The sequence below is a fragment of the Aeromonas sp. Prich7-2 genome (genome assembly GCF_017939255.1).
Lineage (GTDB): Bacteria > Pseudomonadota > Gammaproteobacteria > Enterobacterales > Aeromonadaceae > Aeromonas > Aeromonas caviae.
Genome location: NZ_JAGKRI010000357.1, coordinates 36,333 through 57,995, shown reverse-complemented (window position 1 = coordinate 57,995; position 21,663 = coordinate 36,333). Strand labels below are relative to the sequence as shown.

Sequence of the window (21,663 nt, the reverse complement as noted above, 5' to 3'; positions counted from 1 at the left end):
GCGTGACCTTGACGCCTGGAGCACTCCCCTCTGGGCACCTTAGATAAGGAGATCGGGCGATGAAACAATATCAAAGCTGGTTGGGACAATATCTGATGAGCCGCCGTGACGGAGACCACGCCATGGCATCCGAGCTCGCCAGCTCCATCTGCGAATTCTGGCAGGCCCGTGGAGATGAGGCCGAGACCAGCAAATGGCAGCAGATCTACGAGCAGCACGTGGAAAAAACCACCTGACGACCTGCTCTCCTCCATAAAAAAACCGGCGCTCATGGCGCCGGTTTTGCATTTCAACGACCCGGATCACATCTGGTCGATCATGTCCTGGGCGAACTGGGAGCAGGAACGCAGGGTGGCACCTTCCATCAGACGCTCGAAGTCATAGGTGACGGTCTTGTTGGCGATGGCCGCTTCCATCCCCTTGACGATGAGGTCAGCCGCCTCGGTCCAGCCCAGGTGGCGCAGCATCATCTCGGCAGAGAGGATGAGGGAGCCCGGGTTGACCTTGTCCTGGCCAGCGTATTTCGGCGCGGTGCCGTGGGTGGCTTCGAACAGGGCAACGCCATCGCCGATGTTGGCGCCCGGCGCGATGCCGATGCCGCCGACCTGGGCCGCCAGCGCGTCGGAGATGTAGTCGCCGTTGAGGTTCATACAGGCAATGACGTCATACTCGGCCGGACGCAGCAGGATCTGTTGCAGGAAGGCATCGGCGATGACGTCCTTGACCACGATGGTCTTGCCGGTCTTCGGGTTCTTGAAGGAGCACCAGGGGCCGCCGTCGATGAGCTGGGCATCGTACTCTTTCTGGGCCAGGGCATAACCCCAATCCTTGAAGGCACCCTCGGTGAACTTCATGATGTTGCCCTTGTGCACCAGGGTCACGGAGTCGCGATCGTTGTCGATGGCGTACTCGATGGCGGCACGGACCAGACGCTCGGTACCGGCCTTGGACATGGGCTTGATGCCGATGCCACAGGACTCGGGGAAGCGAATTTTCTTCACGCCCATCTCGTTTTGCAGGAAAGCGATCACCTTCTTGGCTTCATCGCTGTCCGCCTTCCACTCGATGCCGGCGTAGATGTCTTCGGCGTTCTCGCGGAAGATCACCATGTCGGTCAGCTCGGGGTGCTTGACCGGGCTCGGGGTCCCTTCGTAGTAACGGACCGGGCGCAGGCAGACGTAGAGATCCAGCTCCTGGCGCAGGGCCACGTTGAGGGAGCGAATACCGCCGCCGACCGGGGTGGTCAGCGGGCCCTTGATGGCCACGCAGTATTCACGAATGAAATCCAGGGTTTCGGCCGGCAGCCAGGCACCTTCGCCATAGACATGAGTCGACTTCTCGCCGGTATAGATCTCCATCCAGGCGATCTTGCGCTCGCCTTTGTAGGCTTTCTCGACCGCAGCATTCACCACATTCAACATGGCCGGGGTCACGTCCACACCGATACCATCCCCTTCGATAAACGGAATGATGGGGTTGTGGGGAACCTGCAGCTTGCCGCTGGCATCGACTGTGATTTTCTGGCCCTGGGTCGGGATAACTACTTTGCTTTCCATCGGCATCTCCTAACTTCCGTTTGTTATCAATCTGATCGTTGCGCGCGGCCATCTTAAGCCCATCCATTTGCATAATCAAATAGCGGGCATGCATGTCAGACCATAGTCGGGGAGTGGATCACAGTGCGCCTGAGGATCCCCTCCTCCCTCGCCGCCCTCAGGTCCTGACGAGGCGCAGGCCCCGTCCATCCGGGCCTCTTCATCTAGTGATGACAGCGTCTCCCTGCCCTCGCCGCCCCGAAGGCGCCACTCCCCCAAATCCCGTTCGCCTTTACATCGTCGTAACCCCTTTGGCGAGGCAAGGCGCGCCGGGGGACAGGCTGCCGGATCCGGACTAGGCTCTTTGCCAGTGATCGGGGCGCCCGGGGCGTGGCCGGTCATGAAGAGAGCACGACAACAAGGAGAACACCATGTTTATCGTCACCAACCGGATGGTCAACGAGCAGGGCAAGACCCCCAGCGAGATCTTTGGCGAAAAACCCGCAGAGGGCCCCAACGAACTGCGCCTCGCCGAGGCCCGGCGTCAGGGCAAGCAGTGGCAGCTGGACCTGCTGCCGGATCAGATCACCGCCGAGATGGCCGCCAGCGTCGGCCTTGACCCCGACCTCCCCCACCCGGCCAGCGCCTATGTGGCGCGCAAGCTGCTGGAGCGCTGCGCCGGGACCGGCAGCACGGCCAAACAGAAGCTCAAGACCGGCAAACACCTGCTGCTGTTCGTACACGGCTTCAACAACGATCTTGACGATGTGCTGGAGCGAGCCGTGGGGCTCGAGGCCCGGTACGGCGTCGAGGTGCTCTGCTTCAGCTGGCCCGCCAATGGCGGCGGCGCCCGGGGCGTGCTGAGCTACAAGAGCGACAAGCGCGATGCCCTGGCCTCGGCCGGGGCCCTTGACCGGGTGCTGGAGAAGATGAAGGGGCTGCTCGACGAGTTCAACGGCCAGTATGTGACGCAGCTGGAAGAGAAGGCCCAGAAGAAGTTCGCAGACAACGGCGAGGCCTGGGATCGCTACTTTGCCAAGGAGGTAAACAAGCGATGCCCCTTCACCATCAACCTGCTGCTGCACAGCATGGGCAACTACCTGTTCAAGCACCTGCTGGGCAGCACCACCTACCACGCCAACCAGCTGCTGTTCGACAACATCATCATGGCCGCCGCCGACACCAACAACGAGCTTCACGCCCAGTGGGTCGATCGCATCCAGTGTCGCAACCGCCTCTACATCACCATCAATGAGCGCGATGGTGCCCTGATGGCATCGCGCATGAAGATGGGGGAGCAGCAAAAGGCGAGGCTCGGCCACTACACCCGGCGGCTGGATGCCAGAACGGCCACCTACGTGGACGTGACCAATCAGCCCCATGTGGGGGACTCTCACGCCTACTTCGAAGGGGATGCCCTCGCCAACGAGAAGGTGCTGCGCTTCTTCCACACCGTCTTCAACGGCGGCACCGGCGAGAGCGCGGAGCTGTTCGATGCGGCCCCTCTATCGCCTCTAGCCACTGCGCAAAAAAACCACCGCCCCGAACAGGGCGGTGGTTTTTCATTATGCGCTCACTTGGTGGCCACAAGGCCGCCAGGGGCTAGTGTTCTGCCGCTTCCGGCTGGGGCGCTTCGCTGCGCTCCCGTTGCAGTTCATCGACCCTGGCCTGCCATCTGTCCTGGGCCTGTTTTTGCCCCTGGGACTCGAATTCCTGGCGCATGGTGTCGATTTTTTGGTCAAGTTTTTCCATCAGGATGTCTCCTTACATCTCGGGTTACACACTGGCTGACGGCACTGTTTGGCCAACCTGCTCACCCGATTGGACACCAGGTTTTCCCCAATTGTCCAACAAAATAAACGATTGATTATGCAAAAACCAATCTAGAAAATGGGTTAAAGCTCCTTATGAAACCCCATAAGCCACCCTGAAAACGCCTGATAAAAGCACTGTTTTTGCCATTGATATCAATACCTTGATATTTATAACTTGCTCAATGACTCCCTTGAGATCGGCATGACGAGGATATGCACATTTTTTTTCACAAAAACTCCCCGCTCTCCGCAATGCTGTTCACTTAAGAGAATTTGAGTTCCAGTCCACGTAGTATCAGGACAAAAAATCGAGGGAGGCATGATGCCTCCCTCTTTCTATTGCAAGCCCCGCTGGATAAAGGCTGGAGGAAGATCGACTGGACACAGCCTTGCCCCCTCAACTCAAATCCAATTTATGAATAATCAGTCAAAAAAGTGCTTATCTGAACAGCATTGCCCGCTCTCCGGGCTTTGCGACCGGAAAGGCCCCCTTGTCCATCCAAAAATGCGATAGGTTATGACGCAACCCATCTCTTTAATGGATAGATAATCCCCAACCCCGGCCCTGCGGCTTGCCAGCCCGACCACCAGCAGGTTCGCTTGTTACCCATCCGGGCATATCCCGCCCCACTCCCGCCCCGATAAAATGGGGCCGCACCGCGCCTGCTGAGCGGGTTGTTGCCGCCCTCATCCCCTCTCGTCGGAGTCATGACATGGATCTCTTCTGGTGGTTTGCCCTGCCCGTCGCCGCAGGCACCTTCTATGGGTGCTATTTCTGGAACCAGCGCCATGCCCAGCCCGACTGGCTGCGTCTGCCTACCCGCGCCGACTACCTGCACCAGCATCCCGAATGCGCCATCGACGATGAACTGGGGGCGCGCTGCTGCGCCTGCGGCTCCGACAAGGTGCTGGGCCACCCCCAGACCGGCTGGCCTGATCATCGCTTTCGCCACACCTGCCTCGCCTGCGGCAAGGCGCTCTTTCGCACCGAAGAGCCCCCTATATAAGTATCCACATTCGCCCTTTTTGTATGGCGATGTATGGCGATGGCAGATGCTGACACCCGCAAAGCAGCAAAGAGCACATGCTCGGGACAGGGAGATGGCGCAGGCGTCTTGACAGGGAGAGCGCCTACCAGGTCAGAATGGGTTGTCGTTTGTGACCCTCTTTCGTACTATTGCCCGCCACTGCAAACCCCCTTTTCCGGCCCGGGCGTCATGCACGGCGCGGGCCCACAAACGGATAGCGATCCCATGACATCTCTGACCCACTGCTCGGTGCTGGCGATGACGCTGGTTGCACTGCCCGCCCTCGCCTCCGGTGACGGTGACGGGTGCGGCTTCTGGCTCACCGACTGCCCTCTCCCTACCTATCCGCTCTATCTCAACGAGAACGACACCCGGGGCAACCTGCTGATGCTGCTGGGGGATGCACAGCATCACCCCCTCCCCTTCACCCTGCCGGCGGATCCGCTGAACGAGCGCAGCCAGCCGCTGTTCTACCTCACCCGCCTCCCCCAGCCGGAGGAGGTGGAGGACCCGGCGCTGCGCGAGCAGCTCGGCAGCCGGCTGGCCGCCTACGACCCGTCCCTCCCACCGCTGCTCGAGCACTACGCGGGCCACGACTCCCTCTACGGCCACGCCATCTCCAACTCCCTCTCCTCGGTCAGCGCGTTTCTGGACGCCCTCGAGCAGAGCGAGGTGCCCGCCCCGGAGCGCACGTCGCTGCTGCGAAGCCGTCTGCTGATCCTGGGACAACAGGAGAGCCCGGCCCCCGCTACCGAAATGAGCGATGCTGCCCTGGAGTGGCAGGGGTATCTGCAGGCCGCCCGGCACTTCTACGAGAGCCGCTTCGAGGAGGCCCGCGCAGGCTTTGCCGCCTTGCAGCAGGCCAAGGCCCCCTGGGTGGCCGAGAGCGCGACCTACATGGTGATGCGCACGGAGATCAACCTCGCGATGAAGGAGGCGAAGGACGAATACGGCGATCAGGACGTGACCAGGAGCGACAAGGAGGCCCTTCGCCGCGCCATGGCCCAGGGTCAGGCCTATCTGGCGGCCTACCCGCAAGGGCGCTACGCCAGCTCGACCAGAGGACTGTTCAGACGCATCCAGTGGATGGCCGGTGATCTCGGCGCCCTGCGGGATGCCTATGACGAGGCCATGGCAACCCGCCAGCCCTTGCCGGCGCTGGAGGCCCTGGTCAACGAGATCGATCTCACCCTGCTCAGTGGCGATGCCTATCGCCATCAGGCGGCCTATCAGGACTCGGCCCAGCCGGCGCTGCTGTTCGTCAATGCCCTGCGGGGTCTCAGACCGACCTATGAGCGGCCGCGGGACTGGCAAGATGCCCAGCTGGACGACGCCATCGCGCACCTGCAAAAAACCGGTCACCAGGCGCAGGCGGCCTATCTCAAGGCCTACGCCCTCTTTTTGGACAAGCAGTTCGAGCAGGTGCTGGCCCTGCCCTCCCCCGGGCAGGAGGACGCCACCCTGGCATTCAGCCACCAGATGCTGCGCATCTGGGCCTGGCAGGGCATGAAGGCCTTCGACAAGGCCGAGCAGGCCCTGATGGCGCTGGTGGCCTCCCCCCTGGGTCAGGCCCAGCAGGCGTTCGTGGAGAACGTGCTGGCGGATCACTGGGTGCGCACCGGCAACACGGCCGCCATCTTCCAGCCGGGCAGCCCCATCACCCAGCTGCGCATCCGCGCGGCCGTGCTCAAGCAGGAGGCCGAACCCGCCCTGTTGCGCCAGCAAGCCAGTCAGGGCCCGAGCGCCGCGGAGCGGCAGATTGCGCTCCATACCCTGCTGGTACGGGATCTCATCGCCAGCGACCCGGCCACCTTCTTGCAGGATGTGGCCCTCATCCCCGCCGATTACAAGGAGGCGACCCCTCCCGCCGACGCGCCCTGGGAACCCGTGCCCAACGGGGATGTGCGCCTCTCGGCGTTCCAGTGGCGCGGAGAGGGGACGCCCCAGGGCTACCACTGCCGGGATCTGGCCCAGACCCTTGGCACCCTGGTGCAGCGCCCCGACGATGGTCATGCCCTCAACTGCTTCGGGGAGTATCTGCGCAGCCGGGATCCCCATATCGACCTGTGGCAGGATCGCGAGATGATCTGGGGGCTGGCGCAAGACGAGCGCCCCACGTTCCCGAGTCGCCTCGCCCTCTATCAGGCCGTGATTGCCAACCCCAAGGCGGAGCCCGAAGACAAGAGCTATGCCCTCTATCGCGCCATCCAGTGCTATGCCCCCTCCGGCTACAACAGCTGCGACAGCCAGGAGATCCCCAAACGCACCCGGCAGGCCTGGTTCAACACCCTCAAGCAGCGCTATGGCAACTCGGTGTGGGCCAGATCCCTCAAATACTACTGGTGAGCCATGAGCAGACCCCCTGAACGCGCCCTGCTGGCGCTGCTGCTGACGGCCCTGGCCACCCCCCTTGAGGCCAGTGTCGATGCCAGCGCCTATCACGGGTTCTGGCTCTGGTCCGCCACCCGCCACCAGCCGGTACTGGAACAGGCCAGCACCCTCTATCTGCATCAGGGGGAGATCCTGGACAGGCCCGGCGGTCCCCGCTTCGTCAAGCTGGGGCGGGTTCCCTCTCCCCTCAAGGCCGGGCAGGTCTGGCTGGTGGTGCGTGTCAACGCCCTCCCCCTCTCCCCCGCCCACGAGCAGGTGCTGGTGCGCCTCTACGAGGGGTGGCGCGCGGCCGGGGCCAGGGTGGCGGGCATCCAGATCGACTTCGATGCGGCGACCCGCCAGCTCGATCGCTATGGCAACGCCCTGCAACAACTGCGGCGTGCCCTGCCTCCCGGGTGCAAGCTCAGCGTGACGGGGCTGCTCGACTGGGCGAAAACGGGGGACGTGGCAGAGCTCAATCGCCTGCCCGTGGACGAGCTGGTGATCCAGACCTATCAGGGCACGCGCACGGTGCCGGGCTATCAGGCCTATCTGCCCGCCATGGCTCACCTGACCATCCCGTTCAAGGTCGGGCTGGTGCAGGATGGGGAGTGGGATCCCGCCTGGCAGACAACACTGGCCGCCTCCCCCCACTACCGGGGCGAGGTGGTCTTCCTGCTCAACCGCCCGGCGCCGATCCCGGGGACCAGCCCCCCTGTTCCCCGGCATGACGCCCACTGAGATGCGGGTGAACCCTATCGGGGACAGGGGCAAGGGCGTGCCCGCGGCAAGCAGCAGTGGCAGACCCAGATCCGGCTGGTGGCATCCACACCGGGCGAGATGCCGTGCGAGAGGAACGCCGCCCGGGCCACCACGTCGGTCAAGCCCGCCATCGTGCTGCGCGCCGCGCGCCGTCACAAACAGGGAGAGAAACAAGGATGACGTTTGTCGAGATGAACCCCGCCCACCTGCCGCTGGCCCTGCTGCTGGAGGCCGATCCCGCCGCGTCGCGCATCGCCGCCTACCTGCCCGGGGCCTGGGGCTTTGCCGCCCTGGCGGACAACGAGGTCGTGGGGGCCTGCGTGGCGGGCCTGGTGGGGGAGCAAACCGCCGAGATATTCAACATCGCCGTTGCCCCCAACTGCCAGCAGCAGGGCATCGGCTCCGGCCTGCTGCGCTTCGTGCTGGCGAACCTGACCGGGAAGGGGATAGGCCGTGTCGAACTCGGTACCGGCAGCTTCGGCCACCAGCTCACCTATTACCAGCGCCACGGCTTTCGCGTCCATGCCGTCGTGAAGGATCACTTCCTCATCCACTATCCCGAGCCCCTGATGGAGCACGGCATCCAGCACAAGGACATGCTGCGCCTCTCCCTCGCACTGGCGCCGGACATCGCCACCCCCTGACCCGAGAGGCAAGCCCCGCTCTCCCCCTGATGGCCGCCCCCTGTGGTACACTCCGCCATCCCCTGTTTTTGGTAGGCATGCGATGAAATCAGCCCGTCCCCGTCTCTCCCTCTCCGCCCGCCCTGACGCAGGCAGCACGGCCAGCGGGCCCACTACGGTGCGCCCATCCCAACGCCGGGAGGCCCGGCACCCAGGGAGGGTCAACGAGCGCAAACCGGCCCCCGCCCCGGCGGATCGCAAGCTGCTGCTCCTGAACAAGCCCTACATGGTGCTCTGCCAGTTCACCGACGAAGGGGGCCGCGAGACCCTCAAGGATTACATCACCGAGCCCGGCATCTATGCCGCGGGCAGGCTGGATCGAGACAGCGAAGGGCTCTTGCTGCTCACCAACGACGGCAAGTTGCAGGCACGCCTCACCCAGCCGGGAGAGAAGACCCCCAAGACCTACTGGGTGCAGGTGGAAGGCATCCCGAGCGAGGAGAAACTGGCGGCCCTTCGCGCCGGTGTGGAGCTCAACGACGGCATGACCCTGCCCGCCGGGGCGCGCATCATGGATGACCCTGCGGTGTGGCCACGCAATCCGCCCATACGCGAGCGCAGGGAGATCCCCACCTGCTGGCTCGAGATAACAATCGTGGAGGGGCGCAACCGCCAGGTGCGGCGCATGACCGCCCACATCGGCCACCCCACCTTGCGCCTCATCCGCTACGCCATCGGGGAGTGGACCCTCGATGGTCTGGCGCCGGGAGAGAGCCGCGCCCTGCCCGCTCCCGAGCTGGCCCCCGCGCCACGACCAGCCTCCACGCAAGGCAAACCACGGGCATCCGCCGCAGCCGGGGGCACTGGCCGCAGTGCCCCCGGCACCGCCCGGCCAACAGATCAGGAGCCACCCCTGGGGCGGGACCGCCGCGGGGCAGACCCGCGCCCCGGCAATCGCAGCGGCGGGCGCACCACCGCCCGCCGTCCGGCTCGCCCCAAGCCCTCTGAATGAAGGCGACAGCGGATCTGCATCGAGCGCCCCTGCCGGGGCACAGACAACAAGACAAGGAGTCCTTATGAGCGATCACCCACCGCTGCCCACCCGCCTCACCGTGGCCGCCCTGGTGCACTGGCAGGGGCGTTTCTTGCTGGTGGAAGAGGAGATTGCGGGCAAGCGCCGCTTCAACCAGCCCGCCGGCCACGTGGAGCCGGGAGAAGATCTCATCCAGGCGGCCTGCCGCGAGCTGAAGGAGGAGACGGGACTCACCGCCGCCCCCACCGGCTGGCTCGGGGTCTACCTCTTCAAACCGGCGGACAGCGAGGCCACCTTTGTGCGCACCGCCGTCATCTTCGACCTTGAAAAGTCGCCCGGTCAGCACCATCCAGAGGATCCCGACGGTGACGTACTGGCCTGTCACTGGCTCAGCCTGGAGGAGATTGCCGAGTGCAAGCCCGCCCTGCGAAGCCCCCTGGTGTGGCAGTGCATTCAGGACTATCTGGCAGGCACCAGGCTGCCGCTGTCGGCCCTCAAGGCCTTCATCTGAGAGCCTGCCCACGCTCTTACTGCGAGACCGTGATCAAGGCTCATGTGCTGCTCGGAATCCTCACGTATATCTATACGTTCCGGTTCCTGCGCTGCTCTTTACCTTGCTGACGGCCTCTCGTGACAGATCGTGAACAGGCTATGCGGGACCGTTTGGCGCCATTTTTTCATCATGGCGCCGACAAATAGAAAAACGATTTCCCGCCGCCGGGCTTCCAAGGGGAACGGCGGCAGGGAGATGTGACCGGGGGCGCAAAACTCTGGTAGAATACGCCCCGTTTAAACGAACTGGTAACTTCGACTAATGACAGACAACAGCCAAATCAAGGTGATCGTCGGCATGTCCGGCGGCGTGGATTCTTCCGTCTCGGCCTACCTGCTCCAGCAGCAGGGCTATCAGGTCGAAGGCTTGTTCATGAAGAACTGGGAAGAAGACGACACGGACGAGTACTGCTCTGCCGCCCAGGATTTGGCTGATGCCAAGGCCGTCTGCGACAAGCTGGGGATGAAACTCCACACCATCAACTTCGCCGCCGAATACTGGGACAACGTCTTCGAACACTTCCTGGAAGAGTACAAGGCGGGTCGCACCCCGAACCCGGACATCCTGTGCAACAAGGAGATCAAGTTCAAGGCGTTCCTGGAGTTTGCCGCCGAAGAGCTGGGGGCCACCTACATCGCCACCGGCCACTATGTGCGCCGTGACGACAGCACCGGCCGCCCGCGCCTGCTGCGCGGCCTCGATACCAACAAGGATCAGAGCTACTTCCTCTATACCCTGAGCGAAGCCCAGGTGGGTCAGAGCCTGTTCCCGGTCGGGGATCTGGAAAAACCCGAGGTGCGCCGCATCGCCGAGCAGCTGGATCTCATCACCGCCAAGAAGAAAGACTCCACCGGCATCTGCTTCATCGGTGAGCGCAAGTTCAAGGACTTCCTGGCCAAGTTCCTGCCCGCCCAGCCCGGCCCCATCGAAACCGTGGACGGCAAGATCATCGGCGAGCATCAGGGGCTGATGTACCACACCCTGGGCCAGCGCAAGGGGCTTGGCATCGGCGGTCGCAAAGATGCCACCGAAGAGGCCTGGTACGTGGTGGACAAAGAGGTGGAGCGCAACACGCTCGTGGTGGCGCAAGGGGAACACCCCCGCCTCTACTCCGACGGCCTGGTCGCGAGCCAGCTGCACTGGGTGGATCGCACCCCCATTCGCGCGCCGCGCCGCTGCACCGTCAAGACCCGTTACCGTCAGGAAGACATCCCCTGCCTGATCCAGCCCATCGACGATGAGACCATCCGGGTCATCTTCGACGAGAAACAGGCTGCGGTGACCCCGGGCCAGTCCGCCGTCTTCTACGACGGGGAAGTGTGTCTGGGCGGCGGCATCATCGAACAACGTTTCAGCCATCCGGTCTAAGGGCTGGGCGCTCACGAGCGTCCGCGCTGTATTCCCTTCTCCCCTCGCGGGAGAAGGGTTGGGGATGAGGGGGCAACCACCCTCACCCTGACCCTCTCCCTGAGGGAGAGGGGACAAAGAAAAACAGTACCAGGCAGCGATACATGATTGGCAACGTCCAGGCCGGATCATGGCATCGGCCGGTGAAAGAACAGAACAGGGCCGTGAAGATATGAGCGACAAATTCCAAGACAGAACCATGGCCTTCGCAGGCATCTGCCAGGCCGCCTATCTGGTGCAGAAAGTGGCCCGTGACGGCTCCTGCGACGAAGCCTCCCTGCGCGAGAGCCTGCAAAGCATTCTGGTCACCAACCCCACGCAGCCGCTGGAAGTGTTCGGCAGCCACCTGGCCATTCGCGACGGCTATCGCGCCCTGGTGGAACAGCTGGGGGCCGACGGCAGCCAGAAGAATGCCGAGCTGACCCGCTACGTGGTGAGCCTGATCGCGCTGGAGCGCAAGCTCGCCAAGCGCAAGGACATCCTCAACATGCTGGGGGAGCGGATCAGCCAGATCGGCCGCCAGCAACAGCATTTCGATCTGCTCGACGAGCAGATCCTGGCCAACATGGCGAGCATCTACAGCGACCTTATCAGCCCCATCGGGCCGCGCATCCAGGTGGCGGGCACCCCGCTCTTCCTGCAGCAGCCCCTGGTGCAGCACAAGGTGCGCGCCCTGCTGCTCGCAGGCATCCGCGCCGTGGTGCTGTGGCGCCAGCTCGGCGGCAGCCGTACCCAGATCATCTTCGCCCGCAAGAAGATGGTGGAACTGGCCAAACGATTTTAACCCCCACACCAATCATCAGGAGTTCACCCCATGGAGCTGTCCGCGCTGACTGCCGTTTCCCCGATTGACGGTCGTTATGGCGACAAGGCCGATGCCCTGCGCCCTATCTTCTCCGAATTCGGTCTGCTGCGTTTTCGCGTCGAAGTCGAGGTGCGCTGGTTGCAAAAACTGGCCAGCCACGCCGGGATCCCGGAAGTCCCTGCCCTGAGCGAGGCAGCCAATGCCGTGCTTGACGGCATCGTCAGCAACTTCAACGAGCAGGATGCCGCCCGCATCAAACAGATAGAGCGCACCACCAACCATGATGTGAAAGCGGTGGAGTACTTCCTGAAAGAGAAGGTGGAAGTGAACCCGGAGCTGGCCGCCGTCAGCGAATTCATTCACTTCGCCTGCACCTCGGAAGACATCAACAACAACTCCCACGGCCTGATGCTGAAGACCGCCCGGGAAGAGGTGATCAAGCCTTATTGCGAAAAGCTCATCGGCGAGATCAAGCGCCTGGCCGTCGAGTACCGCGACATGCCGCTGCTGTCACGCACCCACGGTCAGCCGGCGACCCCGAGCACCATGGGCAAGGAGATGGCCAACGTCGCCTACCGTCTGGAGCGCCAGCTCAAGCAAATCATGGCGGTGGAGCTGCTGGGCAAGATCAACGGTGCCGTGGGCAACTACAACGCCCACATCAGCGCCTACCCGGATGTGGACTGGCACCAGTTCTCCGAGGAGTTCGTCACCTCTCTCGGCCTGACCTGGAACCCCTACACCACCCAGATCGAGCCCCACGACTATATCGCCGAGCTGTTCGACGCCCTGGCCCGCTTCAACACCATCCTGATCGACTTTGACCGTGACGTCTGGGGTTACATCTCCCTGGGTCACTTCAAGCAGCGCACCATCGCCGGCGAAATCGGCTCCTCCACCATGCCCCACAAGGTCAACCCCATCGACTTCGAGAACTCCGAAGGCAATCTGGGTCTGGCCAACGCCGTGTTCCAGCACCTGGCGAGCAAACTGCCCATCTCCCGCTGGCAGCGTGATCTCACCGACTCGACCGTGCTGCGCAACCTGGGTGTGGCGGTGGGTTACTCCCTGATTGCCTATCAGGCGACCCTGAAGGGCATCTCCAAGCTGGAAGCCAACGCGGACGCCATGGCCGCCGATCTGGACGCCAACTGGGAAGTGCTGGCGGAACCCATCCAGACCGTGATGCGCCGCTACGGCATCGAGAAGCCCTACGAGAAGCTCAAAGAGCTGACCCGTGGTCGCCGCGTCGACGCCGAAGGGATGCGCACCTTCATCGACACCCTGGAGTTGCCGGAAGCGGTCAAGGTCGAGCTGAAGAAGCTGACCCCGGCCAACTACATCGGCGACGCCCAGCGTCTGGTCGATCTGCTGAAATAAGTGATGTAACCGAACCGGCGGGGGCTCTGTCATGACGGCAGGGCCCCCGTTGATTTTGGCCCATTTGATATGATCACCCTCTATCGGGCCATTTCAGAGCCCTTGCCCAAGCCCGCCTTGGGCAAGCCCTCTCACAAGATACGAGAAGCACCATGTACCAACTCAATCTGGATATCGCTCACTTCCTCGAGCACTACTGGCAGAAGCGCCCGCTCCTCATCAAGGGCGGTTTCACCGACTTTCAGGATCCCATCAGCCCGGACGAGCTGGCAGGTCTGGCCATGGAAGAGGTGATTGAGTCGCGCCTGGTCACCCGCTTCAACAACAAGTGGGAGGCGGCCCACGGCCCCTTCGAATCCTACGATCACCTGGGGGAAGAGAACTGGACCGTGTTGGTGCAGGCGTGCAACCACTGGGTACCCGAGGTGCACGAGCTGGCGGTGCCGTTCCAGTTCATCCCGGGCTGGCGCTTTGACGATGTGATGGTGAGCTTCTCCACCCCTCACGGCGGTGTCGGCCCCCACATCGACAACTACGATGTCTTCATCACCCAGGGTCAGGGCAAGCGCCACTGGCGGGTCGGCGATGCCAAGCCCTTGAACGAGTTCGCCGCCCACGCGGCCCTGCTGCACTGCGAGCCGTTCGAGGCGATCATCGACGTCATCATGGAGCCGGGCGACATCCTCTACATCCCGCCCGGATTCCCCCACGAGGGCTACGCCATCGAGCCCTCCCTGAACTTCTCGGTGGGTTTCCGCGCACCGGACGCCAAGGCCCTTGTCTCCTCCTTTGCCGATCACCTGATCGACAACGAGATCCGCACCGAACGTTACGGCGACCCGGACCTCCAGCCCCGCGCCCGCCACGGGGAGATCCAGCCCCATGAGCTGCACCGCCTGCGGGAGCTGATGCAACAGGCCCTCGACGACGAGACCCTGTTCAAGGAGTGGTTCGGCACCATGATCTCCGAGGCCAAGCACGATCTGGACGTCAATCCGGTGGAGCCGGACTACAGCGCCGACGAGGTGGCCGACCTGCTGAGCCAGGGGGAGCCCGCCATCAAGGTGCCGGGGTTGCGCAGCGTCTGGTTCAGCGGCGAGAGCCGCACCTGCTACATCGACGGCGAAGCCTGGACCCTGCCAAGCGAGGATCCGGCCGCCATCGCACTCCTGTGCGACAAGGACATCATCACCCAGGACGCGCTGGTGGAACTGGCCGATCAGGCGGGCTTCCTGCAACTGCTGACCCGGCTGGTCAACCGCGGCTACTGGTTCTTCGGCTGATCCAGAGGGCTGCCGCCCCTCCCGGCGTGCCGGGAGGGGCGGCGTTTTTTTCCGCTGTAGGCCTACCGGCTCCAGCCTTGCGTTGCTTCGTCCTGACGCCGCGGGAGGGAGTGACTACACTGGATGACGGCCAACGGCATCGGGCCGGATCGCCCCCGCAATGGGGCCCTGTTGTTTGTCATTTAACAACATGGGATCGGGCAGGATGCGGGGCCAGAAATGGGAACCAAATGGCCTCAGTTGCGGAAAATCAATTATTTTAGCCCCTAAAATGAGCTGTGATCGAAAACGTTATCTTTCAAATTGAGGCCGTTTTCGCTCAAAACGTTGTTTCTGGATCATAAAAAGTATCCAAAAACTGGTGTATATTGCACGGCGGAAATTCCTTAACCATGAAGACTGACATGAAAAAGACCAAAATCGTCTGCACCATCGGTCCCAAGACCGAATCCAAAGAAATGCTGGGCAAGATGCTGGATGCCGGCATGAACGTCATGCGCCTGAACTTCTCCCACGGCGACTACGCCGAACACGGTGGTCGCATCAGCAACCTGCGCGCTGTCATGGCCGAAACCGGCAAGCACGCAGCCATCCTGCTGGACACCAAGGGTCCGGAAATCCGCACCATCAAGCTCGAAGGCGGCAACGACGTCTCCCTGGTCGCCGGCCAGACCTTCACCTTCACCACCGACCAGACCGTGGTGGGCAACAAAGACAAAGTCGCCGTCACCTATGCCGGTTTTGCCAGCGACCTGCGCGTCGGCAACCGCATCCTGGTTGACGACGGCCTGATTGGCCTGGACGTCATCGAAATCACCGAGCGCGAAGTGATCTGTAAAGTGCTCAACAACGGTGACCTGGGCGAGAACAAGGGCATCAACCTGCCGGGCGTCTCCATCAAGCTGCCGGCCCTGGCCGAGAAAGACAAGCGCGACCTCATCTTCGGTTGCGAGCAAGGCGTTGATTTCGTTGCCGCCTCCTTCATTCGCAAGAAAGAAGACGTGCTGGAAATCCGTGAGCACCTGAAAGCCCACGGCGGCGAGAACATCCAGATCATCTCCAAGATCGAAAACCAGGAAGGCCTGGACAACTTCGACGAGATCCTGGCTGTCTCCGACGGCATCATGGTTGCCCGTGGCGACATGGGTGTCGAGATCCCGGTAGAAGAAGTGATCTTCGCCCAGAAGATGATCATCGAGAAGTGCAACAAAGCCCGCAAAGTGGTCATCACCGCCACCCAGATGCTGGACTCCATGATCAAGAACCCGCGTCCGACCCGCGCCGAAGCCGGCGACGTGGCCAACGCCATCCTGGACGGTACCGACGCAGTCATGCTGTCCGGTGAGTCCGCCAAGGGCAAGTACCCGCTGGAAGCCGTGACCATCATGGCCACCATCTGCGAGCGTACCGATGCCGTGATGCCGTCCAACCTGTCTGCTGCCAACGACAGCAACAAGCTGCGCATCACCGAAGCGGTCTGCAAAGGCGCGGTAGAGACCTCCGAGAAGCTGGACGCCCCGCTGATCGTGGTTGCCACCGAAGGCGGCAAGTCTGCCAAGGCCATCCGCAAGTACTTCCCGAAAGCCTGGATCCTGGCCATCACCACCAACAAGAAGACCGCTGCCCAGCTGGTGCTGACCAAGGGTGTGGTTGCTCACGTGGTTGACTCCATCGCCTCCACCGACGACTTCTATCGCATCGGCAAAGAAGCCGCGCTGGAAATCGGCATGGGCGTGAAGGGTGACGTGGTTGTCATGGTCTCCGGTGCCCTGGTACCGAGCGGTACCACCAACACCGCCTCCGTTCACGTACTGTAATCAGTCCTGAACCGATGAAAGCGGCGCCTGCGGGCGCCGTTTTTTTTTATCTCTCCCCCTGCTGCCCCTCTTGCGCCGGTGCTAGAATCCACGCGGATTTTACCCTGGTGGAAAATCCCCCGAACATCGCATAATCACCCGGACGCTTTATGCTCTCAACACGCTTCAAAAGAGCCTCGGCCACCCTGCTGCCGCTGCTCTGTTTACTCATTACCTTCTGGACCCCGAGCACCCTGGCGCAGGATCTGCCCCAGCGCGCCACCGTGCAGCGGGCGCTCGACGCCCTCGGCAAATCGGACACCCCCACGGCCAGCCAGCAGGCGGACCAGAAGTTCCTGACTGACACCCTCTCCCTCCTCGACAGCATCGACAAGGAGAAGAGCAAGGCCAAAACCCAGAGCGAACGCCTGCGCACCCTGCCGGCAGAGCTCAAGGAGATCGGCGCCAAGCTCGACGCCCTGACCCAGGGCAAGAGCCCGGAGCAGCTCAAGAGCGAATACGCCACCATGAGCCTGGCGGAGCTCGATGCCCGCCAACCCGAGATCATGGCCAACATGCAGGCGGCCCAGGAGGCCCTTGGCACCATCGGCAGCCAGATCACCAACCTGCAGACCCTGCCGGAGCGGGCCCAGGCCAGCATGAGCCGCGCCTATCAGCGCAGCCAGGAGATCCGCACCCGCCTCAACGCCGGGGACGGGGTGAGCAGCGCCGAGAAAATGAAGCTTAATGCCGAACTGGCCCTGCTGGATCTGCAACTGGCCAACCTGCAAAAGGAGCTGGACAACCGCACCAGCATGCAGGATCTGGTGGTCAAGCAACGGGACTACCAGAGTGCCCGTCTTGCCAGTGAAGAGCAGAAACTGCAGGCATTGCAGGAGCAGAGCAGCGCCAAGCGCCTGGGGGATACCGAGAAGACCGCCGAAGAGACCGGCGAACTGGTGGCCGCCGAAGACAACCCCCTGGTGCAAAAAGAGCAGGAGCTCAACTACCAGCTCAGCCAGCAACTCATCAGCTCCACCAACAGCCTCAACACCCTGGCCCAGAAGAACCTGCAGGCGAAGAGCATGCTGGAGCGCGGCACCCAGACCGAGCGCAACCTCAACGAACAGGTGCAGATGCTCAAGGGCAACCTGCTGCTCTCGCGCATCCTCTATCAGCTCTACCAGCAACTGGAAGCGGCCCCCTCCACCCTGGTGAAGAACCTGGAGGAGCAGATCGCCGACCTGCATCTGGCCCAGTTCGAACTGAGCCAGCAGCGTGACCAGCTGTTCCAGAAGAACCAGTATCTGGACAACCTCATTGCCAGCAGCGGCGAGACGGTGAGCGACGAAGACAGGGCCAGCCTTGCCAAGCTCATCGACACCCGCATCGGCCTGCTGGATCAGCTCAACCGCCAGATGGATGCCCAGCTCACCAACGCCATCAGCCTGCAACTGACCCAGCAGCAGCTGACCCGGGTCTATGCCTCCATCGAGTTCACCCTGCAGCAGCACATCTTCTGGGTGAGCAGCAACAAGCCCATCGATGCCAAGTGGTTCATCACCTGGCCGGCCCAGGCCTTCAAGCAGGCCTCCGACTGGGTGCTGAAACCGGACTGGAGCGGCTGGGGCGACATGCTGCTGGCGGTCTCCCTGCTCTCCCTGCCGCTGCTGCTGGTGGGCGGCCTGCTGCTGTGGAAGCGCGGCACCCTGCTCGAGCGCCAGAAGAAGATCGTCAAGGATCTGGGACGTTTTCGTCAGGACAGCCAGTGGCACACCCCCCGAGCCCTGCTGTTCACCGTGCTGCAACGCCTGCCGGGCACCCTCTTCATCCTGGCCGCCGGCCTGCTGCTCGCCTATTGCGGCCTGCTGAGCCCGAGACTCATCTTCCAGATCACCCTGAACCTGGCCCTCGGCTACCTGGTGTTCAGTGTCTACCTGTCGGTGATGCGACCGGGGGGCATCGGCGAGACCCACTTCCGCATGCCGCGGGACGAGCTGCAGGCCAAGCGCAACAGCATGCGCTACCTCTGGCTGCCCCTGCTGCCCCTCATCATGCTGTCGACCAAGGCGGTGGTGGAGCCCTCCTCCCTTGGCAACGACGTCATCGGCCAGGGCATGACCATGCTGCTGCTGGGGCTGACCGCCTACCTGGTGCTGCCCATCTCCCGCGCCCGCATCAAGGGCGAGGCGAGCATGTTGCAGACCCTGACCGCCGTCGCCCTGGCGCTGGCGCCGGTGGCCCTGATGGTGCTGGCAGCCCTTGGCTACTACTACACGGCCCTGAAACTCACCGGCAGGCTCATCGAGTCCTTCTACCTCATCATCATCTGGGGTCTGGTCTATCGCACCGCCCTGCGCGGTCTTGAGCTGGCGGCCCGTCGTCTGGCCTATCGCCGCGCGGTCGCCAAGCGGGAACACAAGACCCAGGAGGATGCGGAAGGGGGCGAAGCCATCGAAGAGCAGCCCATGGATCTGGAAGAGGTCAGCCAGCAGTCCCTGCGTCTGACCCGCATCATGCTGCTGCTGGTGTTCGGCGTCGCCTTCTACTGGCTCTGGTCTGATCTGGTGGCGGTCTTCACCTACCTCGACAGCGTGGTGCTGTGGCACAAGAGCGAGGGGACCGGGGCCAACGCCGTGCTCTATCCCATCAGCCTGAGCGACGTGCTGACCGGCCTCTTCGTGTTTGGTGCGGCTCTGTCGCTGGCCCGCAACCTGCCGGGCCTGCTGGAGGTGCTGGTGCTCTCCAAGCTGCGCCTCGCCCAGGGCACGGCCTACGCCTTCACCACCATGCTCAACTACGCCCTGATCGGGGTGGGCAGCCTGACGGCGCTGGCCATGCTCGGGGTCCAGTGGGAGAAGCTGCAGTGGCTGGCCGCCGGTCTCTCGGTCGGTATCGGTTTCGGCATGCAGCAGATCGTCTCCAACTTCATCTCAGGCATCATCATTCTGTTCGAGCGCCCGGTGCGGATCGGCGACACCGTCACCATCGGCACCATCTCGGGCACGGTCAACAAGATCAGGATCCGCTCCACCACCCTCACCGACTTCGACCGCAAGGAGGTGATCATCCCGAACCAGCAGCTGATGATAGAGCGGCTCATCAACTGGTCCCTGTCCGACACCGTCACCCGGGTCATCGCCCGGGTCGGGGTGGCCTATGGCTCGGATCTGGATCTGACCCGCAAGCTGTTGATGCAGGCCGCCATGGAGAACAGCCGGGTGCTGAAAGACCCGGCCCCCATCGTCTACTTCCTCACCTTCGGGCCCAGCACCCTGGATCACGAGCTGCGCTTCTTCGTGAGCGAGCTGGGGGATCGCAACCCGGCCATCGACGAGCTGAACCGCCGCATCGACGTGCTGTTCCGCGAGCATGGCATCGAGATCGCGTTCAACCAGATGGACGTCTACATCAAGAACATGCAGGGAGACGAACAGAAGGTGGAATCCCGCCCGGCGCTGCCGCCGGCAGGGAACCAGCCCGTCTGATCCCGCCCGCTTCACAGGCCCCGTCACGGGGCCTGTTTTTTTCTGCCCGCCCCCCGCCTTGGAAAGCGCAGATCGCCCCCAATATAGGGAAGACAACGGACTGTCTGCATGAGGAACCCAATGGACTCGCTCTACGCCGTGGTGCTCTTTGCCATCTCGGCATCGGTCACCCCCGGCCCCAACAACATCATGGTGATGAGCGCCGGCGCCAGCGTCGGGATACGCAAGAGCCTGCCCCTGCTCATGGGGATCTGCGTCGGCTTCACCCTGATGCTGTTGCTGGTGGGGCTGGGCTTTGGCCAGCTCTTTACCCGCTTCCCCCAACTCCACATGTTCATCAAGTGCGCGGGCACCCTCTATCTGCTCTATCTTGCCTGGCTCATCGCCCGCCCGACGGACGGGATGGCTGACAGCAACGGGACCCGCCCGTTCGGCTTTTTCAAGGGTGCCCTGTTCCAGTGGGTCAATGCCAAGGCCTGGGTGGTCGCCACCGGTGCCATCGCCGCCTTCACCAGCGCGGGAAGCGACCCCTTTGAGCAGCACCTCGTCATCGCCCTGACCTTCTTCATCGTCTCTTTCCCCTGCGTCGGACTCTGGCTCCTGTGCGGTTCCCTGCTCAAGCGCTGGCTGGCAAACGATCTTGCCCGTCGCCGCTTCAACCAGGTGATGGCAGCCCTGCTGGTACTGTCAGTGGTGCCCGTCATTCGCGAGATCCTGATCCCCGCCTGAGACGCCGGGACTCCCCTTTCCCTTGACCCGACGGATGGCCGTCGCAAAGGAGATGCAATGCAACAAGTGGTCTATGTGGCCAACCCGGTGAGCGGGTTGATCCATGTGTTTCGCCTCGAGGCAGGCACCCTCGCCCCGCTGCAGGAAGTGCAGACCGGCGGCGAGGTGCAGCCCCTGGTCATCAGCCCGGACCGGCGCTGGCTCCATGCGGGGGTGCGCCCCGATTTTCGGGTGCTGAGCTTCCCCATCTCCGCCGATGGGCGGCTCGGGGCCCCGACCTCGGCGCCGCTGCTCGGCAGCGCCTCCCACACCTGCACGGACGACAGCGGCCGCCTCTTCTTTGCCGCCTCCTACGCCTTCAACCACGTCACCGTCTCCCGCCAGGATCAGGCGGGCCGGATGCAGCCCCCTCACCAGCGTCTCGACGACCTGATGGCGGCCCACTCGGTCACCTGGCTTGCGGGGCAAAACGGGGAGCAGGAGCTGCTGGTGGCCTGCCTGAAAGAGGACAGGGTGCGCCGCTTTGCCCTGGTGGACGAGAGGCTGGTTCCCCACCCGTTGGGGGACATTCACACCGCACCCGGCGCCGGGCCCCGCCATCTGGCACTGCACCCGGACAACGGCGATCTCTATTGCCTCAACGAGCTCGATGCCACCCTCAATCGCTACCACAGGGAGGCGGATGGACAGATAGTGGCGCGCGAGAGCCTGGACATGCTGCCCCCAGGCTATGAGGGGGAGCGCTGGGGCGCCGACCTGCACCTGACCCCGGATGGACGTTTTCTCTACACCAGCGAACGGGCCAGCAGCCTGCTCACCCTGTTCGGCGTCTCCCCCCAGGATGGCGCCCTCACCCCCCTCGGCCACTTCCCGACCGAGGCCTGTCCCCGGGGCTTTGCCATCGACCACAGCGGCCACTGGCTCATCGCGACCGGGCAGCAATCCCACGAGGTGGCGCTGCATGCCATCGACCCCGAAAGCGGCCAGCTCACCCCGGGCCCACGGAGCGAGGTGGGCAAGGGGGCCATGTGGGTGAGGGTGCTCGCCCTCCCCTGAG

At 63.3% G+C, this 21,663-nt stretch carries 17 protein-coding genes and 1 pseudogene; 17 read left to right on the top strand and 1 reads right to left on the bottom strand.

The window, feature by feature from the left end; genetic code table 11:
• The first annotated feature begins 59 nt into the window (after positions 1 to 59).
• The gene (locus J9892_RS23330; protein WP_010673631.1) at positions 60 to 236 is read left to right on the top strand and encodes a hypothetical protein; all 177 of its coding nucleotides are present in this window, start codon (positions 60 to 62) and stop codon (positions 234 to 236) included.
• 66 nt (positions 237 to 302) lie between these two features.
• Here J9892_RS23330 and icd read toward each other — a convergent pair whose 3' ends face one another.
• Positions 303 to 1,556 (bottom strand): NADP-dependent isocitrate dehydrogenase, encoded by a 1,254-nt coding sequence (gene icd, locus J9892_RS23325; RefSeq protein WP_010673630.1) that lies wholly within the window; start codon positions 1,554 to 1,556, stop codon positions 303 to 305.
• A 410-nt stretch (positions 1,557 to 1,966) separates the two neighbouring features.
• Between icd and J9892_RS23320 the strand changes: the two are divergent.
• The 16 genes and pseudogenes from J9892_RS23320 to J9892_RS23250 all read left to right on the top strand — a co-directional run.
• A pseudogene (locus J9892_RS23320) lies at positions 1,967 to 2,902 on the top strand (alpha/beta hydrolase); the annotation flags it as partial.
• 1,160 nt (positions 2,903 to 4,062) lie between these two features.
• The gene (locus J9892_RS23315; protein ID WP_042879347.1) at positions 4,063 to 4,356 is read left to right on the top strand and encodes a hypothetical protein; all 294 of its coding nucleotides are present in this window, start codon (positions 4,063 to 4,065) and stop codon (positions 4,354 to 4,356) included.
• Positions 4,357 to 4,602: 246 nt separating this feature from the next.
• Entirely contained in the window at positions 4,603 to 6,723 is a 2,121-nt protein-coding gene (locus J9892_RS23310) for a hypothetical protein (RefSeq protein WP_210539126.1), read from the top strand.
• A 3-nt stretch (positions 6,724 to 6,726) separates the two neighbouring features.
• On the top strand, positions 6,727 to 7,488 hold the full coding sequence (locus J9892_RS23305) for a DUF3142 domain-containing protein (RefSeq protein WP_042864178.1): 762 nt from the start codon (positions 6,727 to 6,729) through the stop codon (positions 7,486 to 7,488).
• 78 nt (positions 7,489 to 7,566) lie between these two features.
• Complete coding sequence (locus J9892_RS25145) at positions 7,567 to 7,689, top strand: hypothetical protein (RefSeq protein ID WP_257709793.1); 123 nt, start codon at positions 7,567 to 7,569, stop codon at positions 7,687 to 7,689.
• On the top strand, positions 7,686 to 8,153 hold the full coding sequence (locus tag J9892_RS23300; protein WP_113978179.1) for a GNAT family N-acetyltransferase: 468 nt from the start codon (positions 7,686 to 7,688) through the stop codon (positions 8,151 to 8,153). Before J9892_RS25145 ends, J9892_RS23300 begins: the two co-directional genes overlap by 4 nt.
• An 82-nt stretch (positions 8,154 to 8,235) precedes the next feature.
• A complete protein-coding gene (locus tag J9892_RS23295) occupies positions 8,236 to 9,144 on the top strand; it encodes a pseudouridine synthase (protein WP_113978177.1) in 909 nt (302 codons plus the stop codon).
• A 64-nt stretch (positions 9,145 to 9,208) separates the two neighbouring features.
• On the top strand, positions 9,209 to 9,676 hold the full coding sequence (locus J9892_RS23290) for an NUDIX hydrolase (RefSeq protein ID WP_010673620.1): 468 nt from the start codon (positions 9,209 to 9,211) through the stop codon (positions 9,674 to 9,676).
• A gap of 303 nt (positions 9,677 to 9,979) precedes the next feature.
• A complete protein-coding gene (gene mnmA, locus J9892_RS23285) occupies positions 9,980 to 11,086 on the top strand; it encodes a tRNA 2-thiouridine(34) synthase MnmA (protein WP_010673619.1) in 1,107 nt (368 codons plus the stop codon).
• 211 nt (positions 11,087 to 11,297) lie between these two features.
• Positions 11,298 to 11,909, top strand: coding sequence for a high frequency lysogenization protein HflD (hflD, locus tag J9892_RS23280; protein WP_010673618.1), 612 nt, complete (start codon positions 11,298 to 11,300; stop codon positions 11,907 to 11,909).
• A 30-nt stretch (positions 11,910 to 11,939) separates the two neighbouring features.
• Positions 11,940 to 13,310, top strand: coding sequence for an adenylosuccinate lyase (purB, locus tag J9892_RS23275; RefSeq protein WP_041214787.1), 1,371 nt, complete (start codon positions 11,940 to 11,942; stop codon positions 13,308 to 13,310).
• A gap of 152 nt (positions 13,311 to 13,462) precedes the next feature.
• On the top strand, positions 13,463 to 14,593 hold the full coding sequence (locus J9892_RS23270; protein WP_010673616.1) for a cupin domain-containing protein: 1,131 nt from the start codon (positions 13,463 to 13,465) through the stop codon (positions 14,591 to 14,593).
• A gap of 404 nt (positions 14,594 to 14,997) precedes the next feature.
• Positions 14,998 to 16,410, top strand: coding sequence for a pyruvate kinase PykF (gene pykF / locus J9892_RS23265; RefSeq protein WP_010673615.1), 1,413 nt, complete (start codon positions 14,998 to 15,000; stop codon positions 16,408 to 16,410).
• Between the two features lie 149 nt (positions 16,411 to 16,559).
• Positions 16,560 to 19,877 (top strand): mechanosensitive channel MscK, encoded by a 3,318-nt coding sequence (gene mscK / locus J9892_RS23260; protein ID WP_053288265.1) that lies wholly within the window; start codon positions 16,560 to 16,562, stop codon positions 19,875 to 19,877.
• 120 nt (positions 19,878 to 19,997) lie between these two features.
• A complete protein-coding gene (locus J9892_RS23255) occupies positions 19,998 to 20,606 on the top strand; it encodes a LysE family translocator (RefSeq protein ID WP_160838016.1) in 609 nt (202 codons plus the stop codon).
• Between the two features lie 57 nt (positions 20,607 to 20,663).
• Positions 20,664 to 21,662 (top strand): beta-propeller fold lactonase family protein, encoded by a 999-nt coding sequence (locus J9892_RS23250; protein WP_160838014.1) that lies wholly within the window; start codon positions 20,664 to 20,666, stop codon positions 21,660 to 21,662.
• The last annotated feature ends 1 nt before the right edge of the window (position 21,663 follow it).

Excerpts from the sequence above, each read along its gene's own strand:
- J9892_RS23330 (WP_010673631.1), top strand. The coding sequence starts at position 60 with ATGAAACAATATCAAAGCTGGTTGGGACAATATCTGATGAGCCGCCGT.
- icd (WP_010673630.1), bottom strand. The coding sequence starts at position 1,556 with ATGGAAAGCAAAGTAGTTATCCCGACCCAGGGCCAGAAAATCACAGTC.
- J9892_RS23315 (WP_042879347.1), top strand. The coding sequence starts at position 4,063 with ATGGATCTCTTCTGGTGGTTTGCCCTGCCCGTCGCCGCAGGCACCTTC.
- J9892_RS23310 (WP_210539126.1), top strand. The coding sequence starts at position 4,603 with ATGACATCTCTGACCCACTGCTCGGTGCTGGCGATGACGCTGGTTGCA.
- J9892_RS23305 (WP_042864178.1), top strand. The coding sequence starts at position 6,727 with ATGAGCAGACCCCCTGAACGCGCCCTGCTGGCGCTGCTGCTGACGGCC.
- J9892_RS23300 (WP_113978179.1), top strand. The coding sequence starts at position 7,686 with ATGACGTTTGTCGAGATGAACCCCGCCCACCTGCCGCTGGCCCTGCTG.
- J9892_RS23295 (WP_113978177.1), top strand. The coding sequence starts at position 8,236 with ATGAAATCAGCCCGTCCCCGTCTCTCCCTCTCCGCCCGCCCTGACGCA.
- J9892_RS23290 (WP_010673620.1), top strand. The coding sequence starts at position 9,209 with ATGAGCGATCACCCACCGCTGCCCACCCGCCTCACCGTGGCCGCCCTG.
- mnmA (WP_010673619.1), top strand. The coding sequence starts at position 9,980 with ATGACAGACAACAGCCAAATCAAGGTGATCGTCGGCATGTCCGGCGGC.
- hflD (WP_010673618.1), top strand. The coding sequence starts at position 11,298 with ATGAGCGACAAATTCCAAGACAGAACCATGGCCTTCGCAGGCATCTGC.
- purB (WP_041214787.1), top strand. The coding sequence starts at position 11,940 with ATGGAGCTGTCCGCGCTGACTGCCGTTTCCCCGATTGACGGTCGTTAT.
- J9892_RS23270 (WP_010673616.1), top strand. The coding sequence starts at position 13,463 with ATGTACCAACTCAATCTGGATATCGCTCACTTCCTCGAGCACTACTGG.
- pykF (WP_010673615.1), top strand. The coding sequence starts at position 14,998 with ATGAAAAAGACCAAAATCGTCTGCACCATCGGTCCCAAGACCGAATCC.
- mscK (WP_053288265.1), top strand. The coding sequence starts at position 16,560 with ATGCTCTCAACACGCTTCAAAAGAGCCTCGGCCACCCTGCTGCCGCTG.
- J9892_RS23255 (WP_160838016.1), top strand. The coding sequence starts at position 19,998 with ATGGACTCGCTCTACGCCGTGGTGCTCTTTGCCATCTCGGCATCGGTC.
- J9892_RS23250 (WP_160838014.1), top strand. The coding sequence starts at position 20,664 with ATGCAACAAGTGGTCTATGTGGCCAACCCGGTGAGCGGGTTGATCCAT.